This is a genomic window from Sphingomonas sp. AC449 (assembly GCF_979253475.1).
Window position 1 is genome coordinate 46,170 of record NZ_CEEDCZ010000004.1, and the last position, 18,902, is coordinate 65,071.

Consider the following 18,902-nt stretch of genomic DNA (forward strand, 5'->3'; position numbering starts at 1 on the left):
CAAGCAGCCGCCACGGGCCTATCTGACGCGGATGATCGAAATTGAAGCGGTAAAGGCGGCGATCGCCGCAGTGGCGGGACCGCGCGCCACGGTACGCCTCGAAGGCGAGCGGCTGGGCATCGTCGTCGACGCCACCGGACTGGACCCCAAGGCACGCGACGCGCTGGAGGCGACGATCCGCATGGCCGCGACCGGCCCGGGCGTCACCGACGTCCGCATCGTGATGACCGCCGAACGCACCACCCGCCGGCTGATCGCGGTCGCCAGCGGCAAGGGCGGGGTCGGCAAGTCGACGCTGTCCGCCAACCTCGCGATTGCGCTGAGCCGCGCCGGGCGCCGCGTCGGCCTCGTCGATGCGGACATATACGGCCCGTCGCAGCCGCGGCTGATGGGGGTCGAGGGCACCCGCCCGACCGCCAAGGACAAGGTGCTCGACCCCGTCCCCACCCCCTACGGCGTCCCCCTCCTGTCGATGGGCCAGCTCGTCGATCCCGGTCGCGCGCTCGCGTGGCGCGGGCCGATGGCGGCAGGCGCGCTCGGCCAGCTGGTCGAGGCGGACTGGGGCGCGACCGACACGCTGGTGCTCGATCTGCCGCCCGGCACCGGCGACGTGCAGCTGACGATGGTGCAGAAATACCGCCCCGCAGGCGCGATCATCGTCTCGACCCCGCAGGATCTCGCGCTGATCGACGCGCGCCGCGCGATCGACCTGTTCGAGAAGGCCGGCATCCCGATCATCGGGCTGGTCGAGAACATGGCAGGGTATGTCTGCCCGCATTGCGGCGAGAGCTCGGACCCGTTCGGCCACGGCGGCGCAGAGGTGGCCGCGCGCGAGCTCGGCATCGCGTTCCTAGGTCGCGTGCCGCTCACGCTGTCGATCCGCACCGCCTCCGACGCGGGAACGCCCCCCGCAGCCGAGCCCGACGACGTGATTTTCGCCGCCCTCGCCGCTCAGGTCGTCGCATGGATTGGAAAAATGTGAAACGTTTTGGGGCCCGCGCCGTTGTGCTGTTACCGGTCGTGCCTGGCGCGTAGAGCTACGGCACGAGCGGACCAGGTTTCTCGAGACGCGCCCGACCGGTCCATGTATCGACCCGTCCGCGGCGCACTCCACCAAGAGGACGAGCCGATGCCTCTGACCGCCGACGCCGATATCAAGACGTTGCTCGAGGGCGCACGGACGATCGCATTGGTCGGCGCCTCCGACCGCCCCGACCGCCCGTCCTACGGTGTGATGGCAAAGCTCCAGGCGCATGGCTACCGCGTCATCCCGGTCAACCCGCAGATCACCGGCGAGCACGTCCATGGTGAGTTCGTCTTCCGCGAACTCGGCCAGCTCGGCGACCCGATCGACATCGTCGACATCTTCCGCAATTCCGCCGCGGCGGGCGAAGCCGTCGACCAGGCGATTGCAATCGGCGCGAAGGCGGTCTGGCTGCAACTCGGCGTGATCAACGACGCCGCCGCCGCACGTACCGAAGCCGCGGGCCTTCAGGTCGTGATGGACCGCTGCCCCGTGATCGAGATCCCGCGCCTCGGCGTCGCCACAATAGATCGGGATCCGACCGACTGAGGCTTGCCCGCGCGGGGTCCCATGACCAGTCTCCCCGTTATTGATGGTCGAGGACGGTATCGATGCTCGCGATCCTGCTGACGATGGTCCAGACGCTTGCCGCAGTCCCGCCAATTGCCCTGCCGGCGTCAACGACAGCGTCCGACCCCGCCCCGCACGAAGACCTGATCGTCCGTGCCCGCACCCGGATGGCGGCGGAACAGCGCTGCGTCATAAATCCCGGCGTGACCGACATCACCGTGTGCGGCCTGCGCCAGGCGGACCGGTTCCGTGTGCCGCTGGCCACGCACACCGCCGACCGCCGCGACATGGTGGCGGAGGGGCGCGCCGCGCTCGTCCATGCCCGCACGCCGATGGAGGACATGGGCCCGTTTCTGGTCGGCGGCGGTGCCTCCGGCGTCCGCGCGACGGTCGCGTTCGGTCCCGGCGAAGGCTCGGGCAGCGTCGCCGCCGGCGGGATGCGGACGCCCGCCCCGTGATGCCGGCCCGCTGATGCCCGCCCGCGGATACCCGCTGACCGTCGGACAGTCGACGGCGGCCAAACCGCCGTATAGGGTTGATAACCGTGTTCCGTCACGATCACCGCGGACCGATGAGGTACCTTGCATGATTCTGGTCACGCTGCTCGCGCTTATACAGGCCGGCGCCACACCTGCCACTACGCCCGTGTCGTCCGCCCCGACCGAGAAGCGCTGGTCGATCCTCAATCCCCCCGACTGCCCGGTGGTGAAGGAGGGCGACAAGACGATCGTCGTCTGCGCACCCGGGACCGAATCGGGTGCGCGCCTCCCGCTCCCCGACTGGGGCCCGCCCGACCGGCCCGTCGCCTCCAACCCGAACATGACCGCGATCCGTGCCCTCGAGCTCGATGGCACGCCCTGCGCCGCGACGCAGCGCGGCTGCCAGTCCGGTTTCGGCCCGCCGATCGCCCCGCTCGTCGCTGGCGCGGTCGCGCTCGCCAAAAGCGCGTTTGCGAAGAAACCCGACAAGACCGGCCGCATCGCGATCGACCTGACGGATCCGGCACCCCCGGCCCCCGCCAGGCCATAACCCGCCCCGTCATCCTGACGAAAGTCAGGACCCAGAGCCAAACCGCGCAACGCTCGCGGCCCTGGGTCCCGGGTCAAGCCCAGGATGACGGAAGGGAGGGGCCGTCATCCCCACCCACAACCCCGTCATCCTGACGAAAGTCAGGATCCAGAGCCACACAGCGCAGCCATCCGCCACCCTGGATACTGACCTTCGTCAGGATGACGGCGGCGGAGGCCATCACCCCACCCCCTAAATTACCCCAGAATATGCATCCACAACGGCTGGCCAACCAGACTCTGCGACCCCCGCAGTTTCTCCAGCGCCTGCGCGACAGACCGTTCCGGCCCCTCATGAGTCACGATCGCGACGAGCACGCTGCCGTCCGCCATCGCGCCGCGCTGGATCAGGCTCTCGATCGAGACGCCCGCGTCGCGCATCGCCGCGGCGATCTCGGCCAACACGCCGACCCGGTCCGCGACCGTGAAACGCAGATAGGCGCGGCCCCGCCGCTCGCCGCTGTCCGCGGTCGCCGCCGCGACCAGCGACGCCGCCGGCATCGCATAGGGGGGTCCGTATTCGCCGCGCGCGATGTCGATCAGGTCCGCGACCACCGCGCTCGCGGTCGGCCCGTCGCCCGCGCCCGCGCCCTGGAACAGCAGCCGCCCGACGAAATTGCCCTCCGCGACCACCGCGTTCAGCGACCCCGTGACGTGCGCGAGCGGATGGTCGACCGGCACCAGATGCGCATGCACGCGCTGGAACAGCCCGTCCGGCCCGTCCTCCGCCAGCCCGAGCAGCCGCACGCGGTAGCCCAAAGCCGCCGCCTCGGCGATGTCCGCGCCCAGCAGGTGCCGGATGCCGCTCGCCGCCACCGTGTCGAACGCCGGCCGCGTCCCGAACGCGATCGAGGCGAGGATCGACAGCTTGTGCGCGGCATCCACCCCGTCGATGTCGAAGCTCGGATCCGCCTCGGCAAAGCCCAGCGCCTGCGCCTCGGCGAGGATCTCGGCGAAATCGCGCCCTTCCGCCTCCATCTTGCTCAGGATGAAATTGCACGTCCCGTTGAGGATGCCATAGACGCGCCCGATCGCGTTAGCCGCCGCGCCCTCGCGCAGCCCCTTGATCACCGGGATCCCGCCCGCGACTGCCGCCTCGAACTTCAGTGCGACGCGCGCCGCCTCCGCCGCGGTCGCCAGCTCATAGCCGTGATGCGCGAGCATCGCCTTGTTCGCGGTGACGAACGACTTGCCCGCGGCGAGCGTCGAGCGCGCGAGCGTCAGCGCGGGGCCGTCCGATCCGCCGATCAGCTCGACGACGACATCGACGTCGGCCTGCTGCGCCAGCGCGGTGGTATCGTCGACCCAGGCGAACCGCGTCAGATCGACGCCGCGATCCTTGTAGCGGTCGCGCGCCGACACCGCGACGACCTCGATCGCGCGCCCGGCCCGTCTGGCGATCAGCTCGCGGTTCGCGTCGAGCAGCCGGATGACGCCGCCCCCCACGGTTCCCAGGCCCGCCAGTCCCACGCGCAACGCTTCGCTCATCGTCTTCCTTTCGCCAAACCCGCGCGAAGACCTAGGGTCCGACGGCCAATCCCGCAATCAGGATGACGAACCCGTCCGGCCGCCCTATCTGGTCCCGCATGACCGGCCGCTTCGATCACCTGCCCAACCGCCGCGCGATCATCGATCGCCGCGCGGTCGCCGACACCATCGCCGCGCTGGACGAGACCGATCCGGTCGCGCTCGGCCGCCAGGCGACGATCCTGCTCAAGGCCGCGCTCGACGCGGGCCGGGTCGAGGTCGCCAAGCGGCTCGCCGAACATCCCAGCCGCGGGCTCGAGGTATCGAGCGCGCAGGCCTATCTGACCGACCAGCTGCTCCGCCTGCTGTTCGATTTCACCACCACCCGGCTGCACCCCGCGCCCGCCCCAACCCCCGACGACAGGCTCACGCTGATCGCGGTCGGCGGCTATGGCCGCGGCGAGATGGCGCCGCATTCGGATGTCGATATCGGCTTCCTCACGCCCGGCAAGCAGACCCCGCGGGTCGAGCGCATCATCGAATCGATGCTCTACACGCTCTGGGATCTCGGGCTGAAGCTCGGCCAGTCCAGCCGCTCGCTCGACGAGATGATCCGCCAAGCCAAGGCCGACATCACCGTCCGCACCGCCTTGCTCGAGGCGCGCTACGTCACCGGCGACATGGATCTCTACGAAGAGGCGTCGCGCCGGTTCAAGGCCGAGGTGCAGGCGGATACCGCGCGCGCGTTCATCGCCGACAAGCTCGTCGAGCGCGATCTGCGCCACCGCAAGATGGGCGACACGCGCTATGTCGTCGAACCCAATGTCAAGGAGGGCAAGGGCGGCCTGCGCGATCTCCACGCGCTTTTCTGGATCGGCAAGTACATCTACGACGTCCAGCGCGCGGCGCAGCTCGTCGATGTCGGGTTGTTCACAAAGGCCGAATATCGCCTCTTCCACCGCGCCGACAATTTCTTCCAGGCGGTCCGCTGCCACCTCCACAGCATCACCGGTCGCGCCGAGGACCGGCTGACCTTCGACGTCCAGCGCGAGATCGCCGATCGAATGCGCTTCTCCGACCGTCCGGGCAAGCCGAAGGTCGAACGCTTCATGCACTTCTACTTCCTCCAGGCGAAGACCGTCGGGGACCTCACCGGCGTCTTCCTTGCGCATCTCGACGAGAAGTTCGCCGCGCGCGGCCGCCGCTTCGGGCTGCCGACGATCCGCCGCAGCCCGCGCCGCCTGAACGGCTTCGTCCTCGATCGCGGCCGGCTGGCGCTGCCCGACGACGACTTCTTCCGTGCAAGTCCGGTCCGGCTGATCGAGATCTTCCAGCTCGCCGACCGCAACACGCTCGAGATCCACCCGCTCGCGATGCGCGCGGCCGCACGCGACGTGAAGCTGGTCGACGACATCCGCGACGACCCCACCGCCAACGCGCTGTTCCTCGACGTCTTGAGCTCGCCGCGCGATCCCGAACTCGTCCTGCGCTGGATGAACGAGACCGGCGTGTTCGGCCGCTTCGTGCCCGATTTCGGCCGCGTCGTCGCGCAGATGCAGTTCGACATGTACCATCACTACACCGTCGACGAGCACACGATCCGCGCGCTCGGCCTGCTCGCGCGGATCGAGAATGGCGCGCTTCGGGAGGACCATCCGCTCGCCAGCGCGATCTTCCGCCAGATCGTCTCGCGCCGCGTGCTCTATGTCGCGGTACTGCTCCACGACATCGCGAAGGGGCGCGGCGGCGATCATTCGATCCTCGGCGCGGAGGTCGCACAACGCCTCTGCCCGCGCTTCGGGCTGAGCGCGGCGGAGACCGAGACCGTGGCCTGGCTCGTCCGTTGGCACCTGCTGATGTCCGCGACCGCGTTCAAGCGCGACCTGTCGGACTTCAAGACGATCCTCGATTTCTGCGACGTCGTGCAGAGCCCCGAGCGACTGCGGCTGCTGCTGATCCTCACCATCGTCGATATCCGCGCGGTCGGGCCGGGCGTCTGGAACGGCTGGAAGCGCCAGCTGCTCGGCGACCTCTATGAATCCGCCGAGGAGGTGCTCCGGCTCGGCCACAAGCAGAAGGGCCGCGCCGAACGGATCGCCGCCAAGCACGAGACGCTCCACGCCGATCTCGGCTGGAGCGACGCGGAGTTCGACGCGTTCGTCCGCCGCATGCCCGAGGCCTATTGGATCGCCGAGCCCGAGGACGTGCTCGTCCACAACGCGCGCTTCCTCGCCGGCACGGGCGACGCGCAGCTCGCGATCGACGCGCATGTCTATCCCGGCCGCGGCGCGACTCTGGTGACGATCTATGCCGCGGATCATCCCGGGCTCTTCTACCGCATCGCGGGCGCGATCCATGTCGCGGGGGGCAACATCATCGACGCGCGGATCCACACCACGCGCGACGGCATGGCGGTCGACAATTTCCTCGTCCAGGACCCGTTCGGCCGCCCGTTCGACGGCAGCGAACAGCTCGCCCGGCTCAAGACCGCGATCGAGGATGCGCTCGCTAACCGCGGCAAGCTCGCCGACCGGCTCGTCGCCAAGCCGCTCCCGCGCGCGCGCGCCGAGGCGTTCGAGATCGTCCCCAACGTGATGATCGACAACCGTGCCTCGAACCGCTTCACCGTGGTCGAGGTCAATGCGCGCGACCGGCCTGCGCTGCTCAACCAGCTCGCCAACGCGCTGTTCCAGTCGAAGGTGACGATCCACTCCGCGCATGTCGCGACGTACGGCGAACGCGCGGTCGACACCTTCTACATCACCGACCTGACCGGCGACTGCATCACCGCCGCCGCCCGGCTGAAGACGCTCGAACGCCGCCTGCTCGCGGCGGCGGCCGGCGAGGAACTCGACCTCGTCGCGTGATCTGACGTCAGCGACGGGCAGGATCGCCGTTCGGCGGCGGTCGCGACCGCGCCGCTGCCGAACGACGGATCAGGTTTACGCGGCGTCGTCCTCGCCGGTTCCGGCGGCGGGCCGCTCGAACCACGCCTCGACCGGCCCCGACAGCTTCAGCGTTAGGGGATTGCCGTTGCGATCGACCTTCTTGCCCAGCGCGACGCGGATCCAGCCTTCGGAAATGCAATATTCCTCGACGTCGTGGCGCACGCCGTCCTTGAATCGGATGCCGATCCCGCGTTCCAGCAGGTCCTGCTGAAAGAACGGGCTGCGATGGTTGGTCGACAGGCGATCCGGGGGCGTGTCGCCCGTCGCGGTCGGCTGTTCGGTTGCGGGTGTCTCTGGCGTGTCGGTCATGGTCGCGGCGTCTAGCGGCAACCGCCGCCGCAACGCCACAAAAAAGCGGCGCCGGGATAACCCCGACGCCGCCGCGTCCTTCGATCGGGTCGACAGGCCGACCGTCGAACTGACCTTAGCTACAGACCTGAACCTGGACCTGTTCGCCATAATAGGGGTCGGTCCGCCACTCGCTCCAGCACCGCGGACGATAGTCCTCGCGGTAATAGGTGCGCACCGGGGGGGCGTAATAGGCCACCGGCGGCGGCGCGTAATAGCCGCGGTCGTAATAGCGCGGACGATTGCTGCTCGCGATCGCGGCGCCCACGCCCAGACCCAGGATGCCGCCAAGCACCGCCGCGCCCGCCGCATTGCCGCCGCCGCGGTGATGGTATCCACCCCAGCCGCCGCCCCGATATCCACGGCCCCAACGCTGCGCGTCGGCGGGGGCCGCCGCCGTCAACACGGTCGCGGCCAGCGCGACGCCAAGTCCTGCCTTCTTCATCAAACCGTTCATGTCGAACCTCCTGACATTCTACGCCGGTCGTCACGAGCCAAACGCATGAACCGCGACCGTGTTGCAGGTCATGCCCCACCCGGCCTGAACCGCGCCGGAATGCGTTGTTCACGCAGCGTTTAGCGAGACTTGGCGTACGGAAGCGTCAGCGGTCGTCGCGGTATTTCATTTCGAGAAAGCGCCCGCGCGTCGCGAGGCTGTCGAGGTCGGTTTCGGCGAGCCGCGCCGTCATCTCGCCGATTTCGCGTTCGATCAGCGACAGCCCGGCGACCAGTTCCGCGTCGGGCGTCCGCCCGTTGCGCGACGTCGTCCGAAGCGACGCGGGGACCTTCTCGTAATCCTTCACAAATGCGGGCAATTGCTCGCCGACCAGCTTGCGCACCTCGATCGCCTCGGGTGCATCATCGGCAAAGCGCGCGAGCTGCGGCGCGAGCGTCTCGAGCCGCAGGCCGATCCGGTCGACCAGCGGGATCGCGGGTGCGGGCAAGGCGGGACGTTGCGCCTCCAGCCAGCGTTCGGTCTGCGCCGGCAGTCCCTTGATCTCGACCGACGCGAGCCGCTCGGGCGTCGGCGCGCGGTCCGCGGGCCACACCGCCAGCAGCACCGTCGCCGCGACCAGCAACGCCATCACCAGCATCGCCCCACCGATCCCCAGCGGCGCGATCCACCCGATCACCATCGCCGAGATGAGGATCACCGCGTCGGCCACCACGATCCGCGTCAGCCGCTTGCCGATCGCCTGCGTCTGGCGCGCGCGTCCTCTCGACGGCGCGCGCGGAACGATGGCGCCCGTCCGGTCGTCCGAGATCCGCGACCAGGAGGCGCGGGCGCTCGCGATGGCGTCGTCGACTTCGCTCACGCCCTACATCGCCTCCAGCTTGAACGCGCTCGGCGACGGTCCGCCCAATTGCCCCTGCGTCGCGCCTTCCGCCCGCGCGATATACCCGCGCGACTTGTCGACCTCGTTCGACAGCGCGCCGACCGTCGTCTTCATGCTGTCGAGCGCCTTCAGCTTGAACACGTCGATCGCATCCATCGTGTCGTAGATGTTCTGGAACGCGCGTTGCAGCGTCTCGAGCGGGATCGTTGCCGATGCCGCCTGTTCGTGGATCTGCGCGGTCTGCGACTTCAGCAGCTTGCCGGTCGAATCGATGATGTTCGCGGTCGTCGTGTTAAGCGCGGTGATCTGCTCCAGCACCAGCTTCTGGTTGGTCAGCGCCTGCGCCACCGTCACTGCGGTGCGCAGCGCGGACACGGTCGTGGTCGAGGCGCGATCGACGCCCTTCACCAGCTCGACATTGTTCTTCTTGACCAGATCGAGCGCGAGATAACCCTGCACGGTGACCGCCATCTGCGTCAGCAGATCCTGCGTGCGCTGGCGCGTATAGAACAACGCCGTCTCGCGGATCGCCTTGGCCTTGGCCGGATCGCTATGATCGAGCTCGTTCGCGACGTCCTCGAGCTTCGCGTCCATCGTCTTCGACAGATGGATCATCTGCTCGAGCCGACCCATCGCCGCCCAGAGATTCGCGCGCTCGGTGTCGATCGCGGCATTGTCCATCAGCAGCTCGTCCTTGCCCGACGACAGGCTCTTCAGGATCTGCGCGATGTGAGTCTGCGACGATTTATAGCCGTCGAAATAATTGCGCACCTTGCCACCGAACGGGATGATCCCGAACAGCTTCTGCGGCGCGGTGAGGTTGCCCTTCTTGCCCGGATCGAGATCCTCGACGACGCGGCGCAGCTCGGCCAGATCCTTGCCGACGCCCGTTTCCTGATCCATCGCCTTGACCGGGCGATCGAGGAACCGGTTCGACTGGCCCGCCGCCTCGCGGATTTCCTTGGCGCCCATCGCGGTGATCGCGTCGACGCGCTTGCCGAATTCGGGCGAATTCACGTCCTGCGCGACGAGATCGGTGACGAACCCCGACACGCGCTCGTCGAGCTGCGACTTCACGCCGGCATCGACGGGCACCAGCCCGGCGGCCTTGGCGGCGGCGACGGTCGGCACCGGATCGGGCGGCGTCAGCACCAGGCTCGGCTCAGTCAGCGTTTCCGGGGTCGTGGCCATCAAGTGTCTCCGTTCGATAGCGCATGGTGGCTGCAACCCGCGCCGCGTTCAAGTGGCGTATATAGATAATACACCCCGCTTGCCAACCGCTGCGTGGAACCAGGGAGGGGCGTCGGCGGCTTTGTCCCCATATTCCAGGAGACACAGCATGCGCGCCATCGGCTACACCACCTCGCTCCCGATCGACGATCCGCAGTCGCTCGTCGATCTCGACCTGCCCAAGCCCGAAGCGACCGACCGCGACCTGCTTGTCGCAGTGAAGGCGGTGTCGGTAAACCCGGTCGACACCAAGATCCGCCAGCGCCGCGCGGATCCCGATGGCACGCCGCAGGTGCTCGGCTGGGACGCGGCCGGGACCGTCGTCGCGGTCGGCGATGCGGTGACCGGGTTCGCGGTCGGCGATGCCGTCTTCTATGCAGGCGCGATCGACCGGCCGGGCACCAACGCCGAATATCACCTCGTCGACGACCGCATCGTCGGCCACAAGCCGCAGTCGCTCGACTGGGCGCAGGCGGCGGCGCTGCCGCTGACGTCGATCACCGCGTGGGAAACGCTGTTCGATCGGCTCGACGTGCGCAAGCCGGTGCCCGGTGCGGCGAACGCGATCCTGATCATCGGCGGCGCGGGCGGAGTCGGCTCGATCGCGATCCAGCTCGCGCGGCAACTCACCGACCTGACCGTGATCGCTACCGCCTCGCGCGACGAAACGCGCAGCTGGGTCGAGGATCTCGGCGCGCATCACGTGATCGATCACCGCAAGCCGCTCGCCGACCAGGTCGCGGCGCTCGGGCTCGGCGCGCCGGGCTTCGTCTTCTCGACGACGCATACCGACGAGCATGTCGCCGAGATCGCGACGCTGATCGCGCCGCAGGGCCGGCTCGCGCTGATCGACGATCCCGAGACGCTCGATATCAGCCCGCTCAAGCAGAAGTCGATCTCGGTCCATTGGGAGCTGATGTACACGCGCTCGCTGTTCCAGACCACGGACATGGCCGAACAGGGCCGCATCCTCGACGAGGTCGCGCGGCTGGTGGATGCGGGCACGGTGCGGACGACGCTGGCGGAGAATTTTGGGCGGATCGACGCGGCCAACCTGCGCAAGGCGCACGCGCGGATCGAGAGCCACACGGCGAAGGGGAAGATTGTGCTCGAGGGATTCTGAGTCCTACGTCGGAGCCATCTCTCCCGCTTCTTACCACCCCGGCGAAGGCCGGAGCCCAATTGGGGAACAGTAGTAACAGCTGGCAGCGCATCATCATTGCCACCCTTCCAGTTGGGCCCCGGCCTCCGCCGGGGTGGGGCGACTAAGCTACGATCTGCTTCTTCCTGTTCCCCCGCGAACGCGGGGGCCCAGGAGCCAAACCCGGTGTCATTTGTTACCCTGGACCCCCGCCTTCGCGGGGGAACATTGGTTCAGCGGGAGGCGAATGACTTGCCGAATGAGACTGGCGCGCCGCCCAGCACAATATACGCTGCCCGCCATGCTCCGCCCGCTGATCCTCGCGCTCGCCCTCCTCCCCGCGGCCGCCACGAATCGCCCGCCGCCCGCCGACCCGCTTACCGCGACAATCCACACCGAAGACGCCGACCGCTTCGCCGCGCTCTTCGCCAGAACCAAGGGCAAGCCCACCGCCGCGCAACTCAAACGCGACTATCTCGACAAGGGCAGCGTCGCGATCGGCGTCTTCACCCCCGGCCGGATCGGCGACGCCGATACGCTCGCGCGCGCGATCGCCGCCAACCCCACCCGCTACGCGCAGGCGATCAAGACCTGCCTCCCCGCCGCCAAGGCCGCCGCCGCCGCCGCCGATCTCCGATCGATCTATCTCGGTCTCCGCGGCGCGCTCCCCGACGCGAAACTTCCGCAGGTCTATATAGTCTTCGGCGCGAACAGCTCGGGCGGCACCGCCAAGCCCGGCGCGCAGGTGCTCGGCCTCGAAGTCCTCTGCCGCATCTCCCCGACCCCGGAAAAACTGCGCCAGACGCTCCGCCATTTCTTCGCGCACGAGACGGTGCACGCGATCCAGGAGGATGCCGGCATGACGCTCGCCCGCGATCCCCTGCTTACCGCGATCCTCGTCGAGGGCGCCGCGGACTTCATCGCGCAACTTGTCACCGGCGAGGAGCCCGACACCGCCCGCGCCGCCTGGGCAACCCCGCGCGAGGCCGAGCTCTGGCGCCAAATGCAGGCCGACATCGCGCTCACCCGCAGCCTGACCGACAAGGACAACCCGGACGAGGGCTCACCCGAAGCCAAGGCCTATGCCCGCTGGGTCGGCAATTACAGCACGCCCCCCGCCGGATGGCCGCCCGAGCTCGGCTACTGGATGGGGCTGCGAATCTGGCAGCGTTATTACGCCGCCGCACCCGACAAGCACGCCGCGCTCAGGGCGATGCTGGCGGTACGCGATCCGCGCGCCATTCTTGCGGCCGGAGCATACAAGCGCCGCCCCCCGTCATCCTGACGAAAGTCAGGATCCAGGGTAACAAGCGCGGACCTACGTGGCTCCGGGTCCTGACTTTCGTCAGGATGACGGGACGGCCCGTGAGTCTCGAAACCCGCCCGGTCTTCCCGCGGCGCAACAATTACGCTATGGCGCGCGCCAACCCCGTTCCTCGTTTCAAGAGAATACATTCATGAGCCTCCGCAACGTGGCGATCATTGCGCACGTCGATCACGGCAAGACGACGCTGGTCGACCAGCTCTTCCGCCAGTCCGGCACCTTCCGCGACAACCAGCGCGTCGAAGAGCGCGCAATGGATTCGAACGACCTCGAAAAGGAGCGTGGCATCACCATTCTCGCCAAGCCGACCTCGGTCGACTGGACGCCTCCCGGCGAGAGCGAGAGCATCCGCATCAACATCGTCGACACGCCCGGCCACGCCGATTTCGGCGGCGAAGTCGAGCGCATCCTGTCGATGGTCGACGGCGTCGTCCTGCTGGTCGATTCGTCGGAAGGCGCGATGCCGCAGACCAAGTTCGTCACCGGCAAGGCGCTGGCACTCGGCCTCAAGCCGATCGTCGTCGTCAACAAGGTCGATCGTAACGACGCGCGCATCCAGGAAGTGCTCGACGAAGTGTTCGATCTGTTCGTGTCGCTCGACGCGAACGACGACCAGCTCGATTTCCCCGTGCTCTACGCCTCGGGCCGCAACGGCTATGCCTCGACCGACATGGACGCGCGCGAAGGCACGCTGATCCCGATGTTCGAGACGATCGTGAAGCACGTGCCGCCGCCCAAGGTCGAAGTCGCCGGCGTGCCCTTCACCTTCCTCGTCACGCTGCTCGACCGCGATCCGTTCCTCGGCCGCGTCCTCACCGGTCGCGTCAATTCGGGTACCGTGAAGACCAACCAGGCGATCCACGCGCTCGATAACGACGGCAAGATCATCGAGACCGGCCGTGCATCGAAGATCATGTCGTTCCGTGGCCTCGACCGCGTGCCGGTCGACGAAGCCAAGGCCGGCGACATCATCTCGCTCGCAGGGCTTTCGGTCGCGACCGTCGCTGACACGATCGCCGACATCACGGTGACCGAGCCGCTGCACGCGCAGCCGATCGATCCCCCCACGCTGTCGATGCGTTTTGCCGTGAACGATTCGCCGATGGCGGGCCGTGAGGGCAGCAAGGTGACGAGCCGCATGATCCGCGAGCGCCTGTTCCGCGAAGCCGAGTCGAACGTCGCCGTGAAGGTGACCGAGGCGGCCGACAAGGACAGCTTCGAAGTCGCCGGTCGTGGCGAGCTTCAGCTGGGCGTGCTGATCGAGACGATGCGCCGCGAGGGCTTCGAGCTCGGCATTTCGCGTCCGCGCGTGCTGTTCGGCGAGGACGAGGATGGCAAGAAGACCGAGCCGTACGAGACCGTCATCATCGACGTCGACGAGGAGCATTCGGGCACCGTCGTCGAGAAGATGAACATCCGTAAGGCCGAACTGACCGACATGCGTCCGTCGACCGGCGGCAAGACCCGCATCACCTTCTCGGCGCCGAGCCGCGGGATGATCGGCTATCATGGCGAATTCCTGTCCGACACGCGCGGCACGGGGATCATGAACCGGCTGTTCGAGAAGTATGGTCCGCACAAGGGCCAGATCGAAGGCCGCAAAAACGGCGTTCTGATCTCGAACGGGTCGGGCGAAGCGAACAACTACGCCCTCGGTCCGCTCGAAGAGCGCGGCATCCTGTTCGTGGGTCACGGCGAGGCACTCTATGAGGGCATGATCGTCGGCGAGAACGCCAAGCCGGACGACCTCGAGGTCAACCCGATGAAGACCAAGGCGCTGACCAACTTCCGCGCGAGCGGTGGCAAGGACGACCAGGTTCGCCTGTCCCCGCCAAAGCGTGCGACGCTGGAGCAGGCGATCGCCTACATCGACGACGACGAGATGGTCGAAGTCACGCCGAAGTCGATCCGTCTGCGCAAGCGCTTCCTCGACGCGAACGAGCGCAAGCGGGCGAGCCGGGCTAAGCAGAGCGCCTGAGGCCGGCACGGCGAAGCCGGCTGAGCCTCAGGCGCTCGGCCGGCCTCGCTCAGGCGAGGTCCGACGACACGGCTTTGCCGGGTCGCGCCGCGGACACGAAAAAGGCCGGAGGGAAACCTCCGGCCTTTTTCGTGTCCAGCTCAGCGCACAAGCCCTACCCCAGGATAGCCGCCGCCCGATCCGCCAGCCGCGCAATCGCCGCGCGGTGGATCCCGCGCGTGCTCGCGACGACTCCAAAGGCCTGCGGGCGCGGCTTGTTGAACACCAGCGGGATCCCGACCGCGTCGGTCACCGCCGCCCCGGCCTCGCTCGCGACCAGCGCGGCGGCGGCGATGTCCCACTCATTCCCCCAGCGCAGCGTCGCCACCAGATCAGCGCGGTCGGCCGCGACCATCGCGATCCTCAGCGCGATCGAGTTGGGTTTCTCGACCACCGCCAGATCGCGATCCGCCTTGGGCAGCGCATCGGTCGGCACACGCGATCCCGGAAGGTCGACGCGGTCGCCAGCACGCAACGCGGCACCGTTGAGCGTCGCGCCCTGCCCCAGCGCCGCCGACCAGATCTCGCCCCGCGCCGGCGCATCGAGCACGCCGATCACCACGCGCCCGCGCTCGACCAGCGCGATCGACACGCACCAGCCCGGGCGTGCCCGGATATAGTCGCGCGTGCCATCGATCGGGTCGACGACCCAGAGCCGGTCGCGCGCGAGCCGCGCAGGATTGTCGGCGGTTTCCTCCGACAGCCAGCCGGCGTCGGGCAACAGCGCGGACAACCGCGCCTTCAACATCCGGTCGATATCGATATCGACCTCGCACACCGGGCTGCCCGGCGTCTTTTCCCAGCGTCTGAAATCGGTCCCGTACCGCGCGAGCGCCATCTGACCCGCCTCGGCGGCGATCGACTCGACGGCCTCGATCAGTTGGGCCCCATCACGCAGGGTCGGTTCAGCCACTCGCCACCGTCATGCCCTCGACGCGCAGCGTGGGCACGTTGATGCCATAGCGGAATTCAAGATCATTCGCGGGCGTCATCGCCAGGAACATGTCCTTGGCATTGCCCGCGATCGTGAACTCGGCGACCGGCCCGGTGATGACGCCGTTCTCGATCCGGAACCCCGCCGCACCGCGGCTATAGTCGCCGGTCACGCCGTTCGCGCCGCCGCCCATCAGCTCGGTGACATAGACGCCCGACACGATATCCTCGATCAGCGTCTCGGGCGGCATCGTGCCCGCTTCCATGAAGACGTTGCTCGTCGACACGCCCGGCGCGCCGTTGACGCCGCGCGCGGCATGGCCGGTCGGCTCGAGCCCCAATTGCCGTGCCGAGGCCGAATCGAGCAGCCAGCTTTCGAGCATGCCATGCTCGATGATCGCAGTCGGCGACACGGGCAGCCCCTCGCCATCGAACGGCCGCGACCGCAATCCGTAAGGCCGATGCGGATCGTCGCGGATCGTGATGCCATGCGCAAACACCTGCGAGCCAAGCGAATCGAGCAGGAAGCTGGTCTTGCGCGTGATCGCCTGCCCCGCGATCGCCGCGATCAGATGGCCGAGCAGCGAGCTGCCGACGCGCGGATCATAGACCACCGTCATCGGCCCGCTCGCGAGCCGGCCAGGATTGAGCCGCGCGACCGCCTGTTCGCCCGCGCGCTGCCCGATCGCCTCGGGCGATTCGAGATGCTCGCGGTGCCGCACGCTGTGATACGCATAGTCGCGCTGCATCGCGCCGCCCTCGCCCGCCAGCACGCTCGCCGACACGCCGTACGCGGTCGAGGCATAGGCGCCCGCGAACCCATGGCTGGTGGCCAGCGCCCACACGCTGCTCGATGCGCTCGCGCCGCCGCCCTCGCTGTTCGTCACGCCGGCAACCGCACGCGCCGCATCCTCAGCAGCCGTCGCGGCATCGCGGAGCTGCTCGGGCGAGACCACGCCATCGTCGGCAAGCCCCAGCATCGGCGGCAGGCCGTGCAGCAACCGGCTTTCGGGCGCCAGGCCGGCCCAGGCATCCTCGGGGGCCTCGCGCGCCATCGCCACCGCGCGTGCGGCGAGCGCGTCCATCGCCGCGGACGACAGGTCGGAGGTCGAGACGCTCGCCGATCGTTTGCCGACGAACACGCGCAACCCCAGGTCCTCGCTCTCCGACCGACCGATATCCTCGAGCTTGCCGAGGCGGATCGAGACGTCGAGCGAGGCGTCGGCCGCAAAGACTGCGTCGGCGGCGTCGGCGCCGGCGGCCTTCGCGCGCGCTACGATGTCATGGGCGCGGTCGCGGGCTTGGTCGGGTGTAAGCATCCCGACGATCTAGGGTCACACACTCGTGCCGACAACCACGCAGGCGAGGAAGATCAGCAACCCCGTGAAGCGGTTGGCGCGGAATCGGGCGAGCGCACCGGCGCCGTCGTCCGCGCGCAGCGTCGCGACCTGCCACCCCAGATGCAGCGCCGCGGGGACCAGCGCGGCGATCGCGAGCGGATCGGGACGAATCGACCAGAACGCCGCCGCCCAGAAGAGGATCGCGATCGCATAGAAGATCCCGACCCCCGCCTTGACGTGGCGCCCCATCCGCAAGGCGGACGACCGGATGCCGATCATCGCATCGTCCTCGCGGTCCTGCAGCGCATAGATCGTGTCATAGCCGATCACCCACGCGATCGACCCCGCATAGAGCAGCCACATCGGCAGCGTCAGCGCGCCGGCGATGTCGCTCCACCCGACCAGCAACGCCCAGCTGAACACCAGCCCGAGCCATGCCTGCGGCCACCAGGTGATGCGCTTCATGAACGGATAGGCGGCGACCGGCGCCAGACTCGCCAGCGCGACGATCGCGGCGAGCGGCGTCAGCTGCAGCAGTACGACGAGACCGACGAGCGCGAGCATGCCCAGCCAGATCCAGGCCAGCCGCAGCGAGACGAGCCCGCTCGGGATCGGTCGCGCGCGCGTCCTTGCGACCTGCGCGTCGAGATCGCGGTCGACGATGTCGTTGAACACGCAGCCCGCCCCGCGCATCGCGATACTGCCGAGCAGGAACCACGCGATCAGGTCCCACCGCGCCCACGCCCCGCCCGCGAGCGCGATCCCCCACGCGCCGGGCCAGAACAGCAGCCACCAGCCGATCGGCCGGTCGAACCGCGCGAGCAGCGCCAGCCCGCGCAGCGTCGGCGGCAGCCGCGCGACCAGACCGCGATGTTCGCTGTCGGGAACGATGTCCGGCGGGGTCGGGCTGGTCTGCATGCCGCGGGGCGTAGGAAGACGGCGTTTGGCGCGCAAGCCCGCAGCGGCTAGGATCACGCCGGTGTCGCGTTCGAGCCCCCTTGCATGATCGGCCTGTCGGTCGCGGTCGGCCGTTTCGTCGAGGCGCTTTTCTGGGGCATCTTTCGCGTGGCAGGCGCGGTCGCGGGCATGCTGATCCTCGGCGTCGCGGTCGCCATCCTGGTGTGGGTCGTCGCCCGCAAACTCTGGTCCCGCCGCTAAGCTAATCCTCCCCCGCTAGGGGGAGGTGGCAGGCGAAGCCTGACGGAGGGGGCGGAAACGCAACAGAGGTGACCCCTTCCTCCCCCTCCGTCGCCTACGGCGCCACCTTCCCCTGGCGGGGGAGGATCAGGCGAGGCCGAAACGCCCTCCCCGTCACCGACCGGATTTGCTAGGGCTTCCGCCATGCCTGCAACCCCAGCCTGGCCGCCGCAATCCACGCCGCGGCTGTTCGTCGACACCCCGCTCAGCCCCGGCCCGCTGCCGATCGACGGTCCCGCCGCGCATTATCTCGCGGGCGTCATGCGGCTGAAGATCGGCGATCCGGTCAAGCTGTTCGACGACCGCACCGGCGAATGGCTCGCCACCGCGACCAGCGTCGGCAAGCGCGATCTCGTCCTCGACGTCACCGAATTGCTGCGCGAACGCGAGGCGGTACCCGATCTGTGGCTCTGCGCCGCACCGCTCAAGAAGGGCCGGGTCGACTGGCTCGCGGAAAAGGCGTGCGAGCTCGGCGTCGGCCGGCTCGTCCCCGTCGTCACGCGCCGCACCGTCGTCGACAAACCCAATACCGAGCGGCTGACCACGCACATGATCGAGGCGGCCGAGCAATGCGGCCGCACCGCGCTGCCCAAGGTTGCCGAGCCCGTCAAACTCACCGCGCTGCTGCGCGACTGGCCGGCGGAGCGCACGCTGTTCTTCGCGGACGAGACCGGCGGTGCGCCCGCTTTGGCGGCGATGCGCGCGCGTCCGGGCCCTGCGGCGATCCTGATCGGTCCCGAAGGCGGGTTCGACGCGGACGAGCGCGCGGCGATTCGCGCGCATCCGCAGGCGGTCGGCATCGGCCTCGGCCCGCGCATCCTGCGCGCGGAGACCGCGGCGGCCGCGGCGGTCGCGCTCTGGATGGCGGCGGCAGGCGACTGGACCGCTGACATATCAACGACTTGACCCATAAGGCGGCGGCCCGGATCGCCGGCGGGACGACATTGCTACCGACCGGT

Annotated in this window: 18 protein-coding genes; 10 read left to right on the forward strand and 8 right to left on the reverse strand. The window is 68.7% G+C overall.

From position 1 onward, the window contains the following. Positions 1–31: 31 nt before the first annotated feature. From AC0CH3_RS08920 to AC0CH3_RS08935, 4 genes are all read left to right on the forward strand, one after another. Positions 32–982, forward strand: coding sequence for an Mrp/NBP35 family ATP-binding protein (locus AC0CH3_RS08920; RefSeq protein WP_354303187.1), 951 nt, complete (start codon positions 32–34; stop codon positions 980–982). Between the two features lie 147 nt (positions 983–1,129). Next, positions 1,130–1,573 (forward strand): CoA-binding protein, encoded by a 444-nt coding sequence (locus tag AC0CH3_RS08925; RefSeq protein ID WP_354303189.1) that lies wholly within the window; start codon positions 1,130–1,132, stop codon positions 1,571–1,573. Between the two features lie 62 nt (positions 1,574–1,635). Next, positions 1,636–2,052 (forward strand): hypothetical protein, encoded by a 417-nt coding sequence (locus AC0CH3_RS08930; RefSeq protein WP_354303191.1) that lies wholly within the window; start codon positions 1,636–1,638, stop codon positions 2,050–2,052. Between the two features lie 127 nt (positions 2,053–2,179). After that, a complete protein-coding gene (locus tag AC0CH3_RS08935) occupies positions 2,180–2,623 on the forward strand; it encodes a hypothetical protein (RefSeq protein ID WP_354303193.1) in 444 nt (147 codons plus the stop codon). A gap of 236 nt (positions 2,624–2,859) precedes the next feature. Here AC0CH3_RS08935 and AC0CH3_RS08940 read toward each other — a convergent pair whose 3' ends face one another. Continuing rightward, positions 2,860–4,149: a homoserine dehydrogenase gene (locus AC0CH3_RS08940; RefSeq protein ID WP_159512341.1), complete on the reverse strand. Its 1,290-nt coding sequence runs from the start codon at positions 4,147–4,149 to the stop codon at positions 2,860–2,862. A gap of 98 nt (positions 4,150–4,247) precedes the next feature. Between AC0CH3_RS08940 and AC0CH3_RS08945 the strand changes: the two genes are divergently transcribed. Then, entirely contained in the window at positions 4,248–6,995 is a 2,748-nt protein-coding gene (locus tag AC0CH3_RS08945) for a [protein-PII] uridylyltransferase (protein WP_354303195.1), read from the forward strand. 75 nt (positions 6,996–7,070) lie between these two features. Here AC0CH3_RS08945 and AC0CH3_RS08950 read toward each other — a convergent pair whose 3' ends face one another. The 4 genes from AC0CH3_RS08950 to AC0CH3_RS08965 all read right to left on the reverse strand — a co-directional run bounded on the left by AC0CH3_RS08950 (position 7,071) and on the right by AC0CH3_RS08965 (position 9,952). Further along, positions 7,071–7,385, reverse strand: a complete 315-nt coding sequence (locus AC0CH3_RS08950; protein ID WP_056022094.1) for a DUF3297 family protein — start codon at positions 7,383–7,385, stop codon at positions 7,071–7,073. A gap of 115 nt (positions 7,386–7,500) precedes the next feature. After that, positions 7,501–7,881, reverse strand: a complete 381-nt coding sequence (locus AC0CH3_RS08955; protein WP_056020323.1) for a hypothetical protein — start codon at positions 7,879–7,881, stop codon at positions 7,501–7,503. Positions 7,882–8,026: 145 nt separating this feature from the next. Next, positions 8,027–8,740: a hypothetical protein gene (locus tag AC0CH3_RS08960; protein WP_354303198.1), complete on the reverse strand. Its 714-nt coding sequence runs from the start codon at positions 8,738–8,740 to the stop codon at positions 8,027–8,029. A 3-nt stretch (positions 8,741–8,743) separates the two neighbouring features. After that, the gene (locus AC0CH3_RS08965) at positions 8,744–9,952 is read right to left on the reverse strand and encodes a toxic anion resistance protein (protein ID WP_354303200.1); all 1,209 of its coding nucleotides are present in this window, start codon (positions 9,950–9,952) and stop codon (positions 8,744–8,746) included. 148 nt (positions 9,953–10,100) lie between these two features. Here AC0CH3_RS08965 and AC0CH3_RS08970 point away from each other — a divergent pair, with 148 nt between their 5' ends. The 3 genes from AC0CH3_RS08970 to typA all read left to right on the forward strand — a co-directional run bounded on the left by AC0CH3_RS08970 (position 10,101) and on the right by typA (position 14,434). Continuing rightward, the gene (locus tag AC0CH3_RS08970) at positions 10,101–11,114 is read left to right on the forward strand and encodes a zinc-binding alcohol dehydrogenase family protein (protein ID WP_354303202.1); all 1,014 of its coding nucleotides are present in this window, start codon (positions 10,101–10,103) and stop codon (positions 11,112–11,114) included. A 277-nt stretch (positions 11,115–11,391) separates the two neighbouring features. Then, a complete protein-coding gene (locus tag AC0CH3_RS08975) occupies positions 11,392–12,417 on the forward strand; it encodes a DUF2268 domain-containing putative Zn-dependent protease (RefSeq protein WP_354303204.1) in 1,026 nt (341 codons plus the stop codon). A gap of 172 nt (positions 12,418–12,589) precedes the next feature. Next, the gene (gene typA, locus AC0CH3_RS08980; protein ID WP_056020309.1) at positions 12,590–14,434 is read left to right on the forward strand and encodes a translational GTPase TypA; all 1,845 of its coding nucleotides are present in this window, start codon (positions 12,590–12,592) and stop codon (positions 14,432–14,434) included. Positions 14,435–14,588: 154 nt separating this feature from the next. On the opposite strand, the gene AC0CH3_RS08985 is transcribed toward typA, so the two are convergent. The 3 genes from AC0CH3_RS08985 to ubiA are packed head-to-tail and all read right to left on the reverse strand — an operon-like array spanning position 14,589 to position 17,664. Next, positions 14,589–15,386, reverse strand: coding sequence for a 3'(2'),5'-bisphosphate nucleotidase CysQ (locus AC0CH3_RS08985; protein WP_465237787.1), 798 nt, complete (start codon positions 15,384–15,386; stop codon positions 14,589–14,591). Continuing rightward, a complete protein-coding gene (locus tag AC0CH3_RS08990) occupies positions 15,379–16,725 on the reverse strand; it encodes a TldD/PmbA family protein (protein WP_354303208.1) in 1,347 nt (448 codons plus the stop codon). The genes AC0CH3_RS08985 and AC0CH3_RS08990 overlap by 8 nt, the downstream gene beginning before the upstream one ends. Positions 16,726–16,740: 15 nt before the next feature. Beyond that, a complete protein-coding gene (gene ubiA, locus AC0CH3_RS08995; protein ID WP_354303210.1) occupies positions 16,741–17,664 on the reverse strand; it encodes a 4-hydroxybenzoate octaprenyltransferase in 924 nt (307 codons plus the stop codon). Positions 17,665–17,748: 84 nt separating this feature from the next. Between ubiA and AC0CH3_RS09000 the strand changes: the two genes are divergently transcribed. Beyond that, positions 17,749–17,904, forward strand: a complete 156-nt coding sequence (locus tag AC0CH3_RS09000) for a hypothetical protein (protein ID WP_354303211.1) — start codon at positions 17,749–17,751, stop codon at positions 17,902–17,904. Positions 17,905–18,087: 183 nt separating this feature from the next. Beyond that, complete coding sequence (locus tag AC0CH3_RS09005) at positions 18,088–18,849, forward strand: 16S rRNA (uracil(1498)-N(3))-methyltransferase (RefSeq protein ID WP_465237788.1); 762 nt, start codon at positions 18,088–18,090, stop codon at positions 18,847–18,849. Positions 18,850–18,902 lie beyond the last annotated feature (53 nt).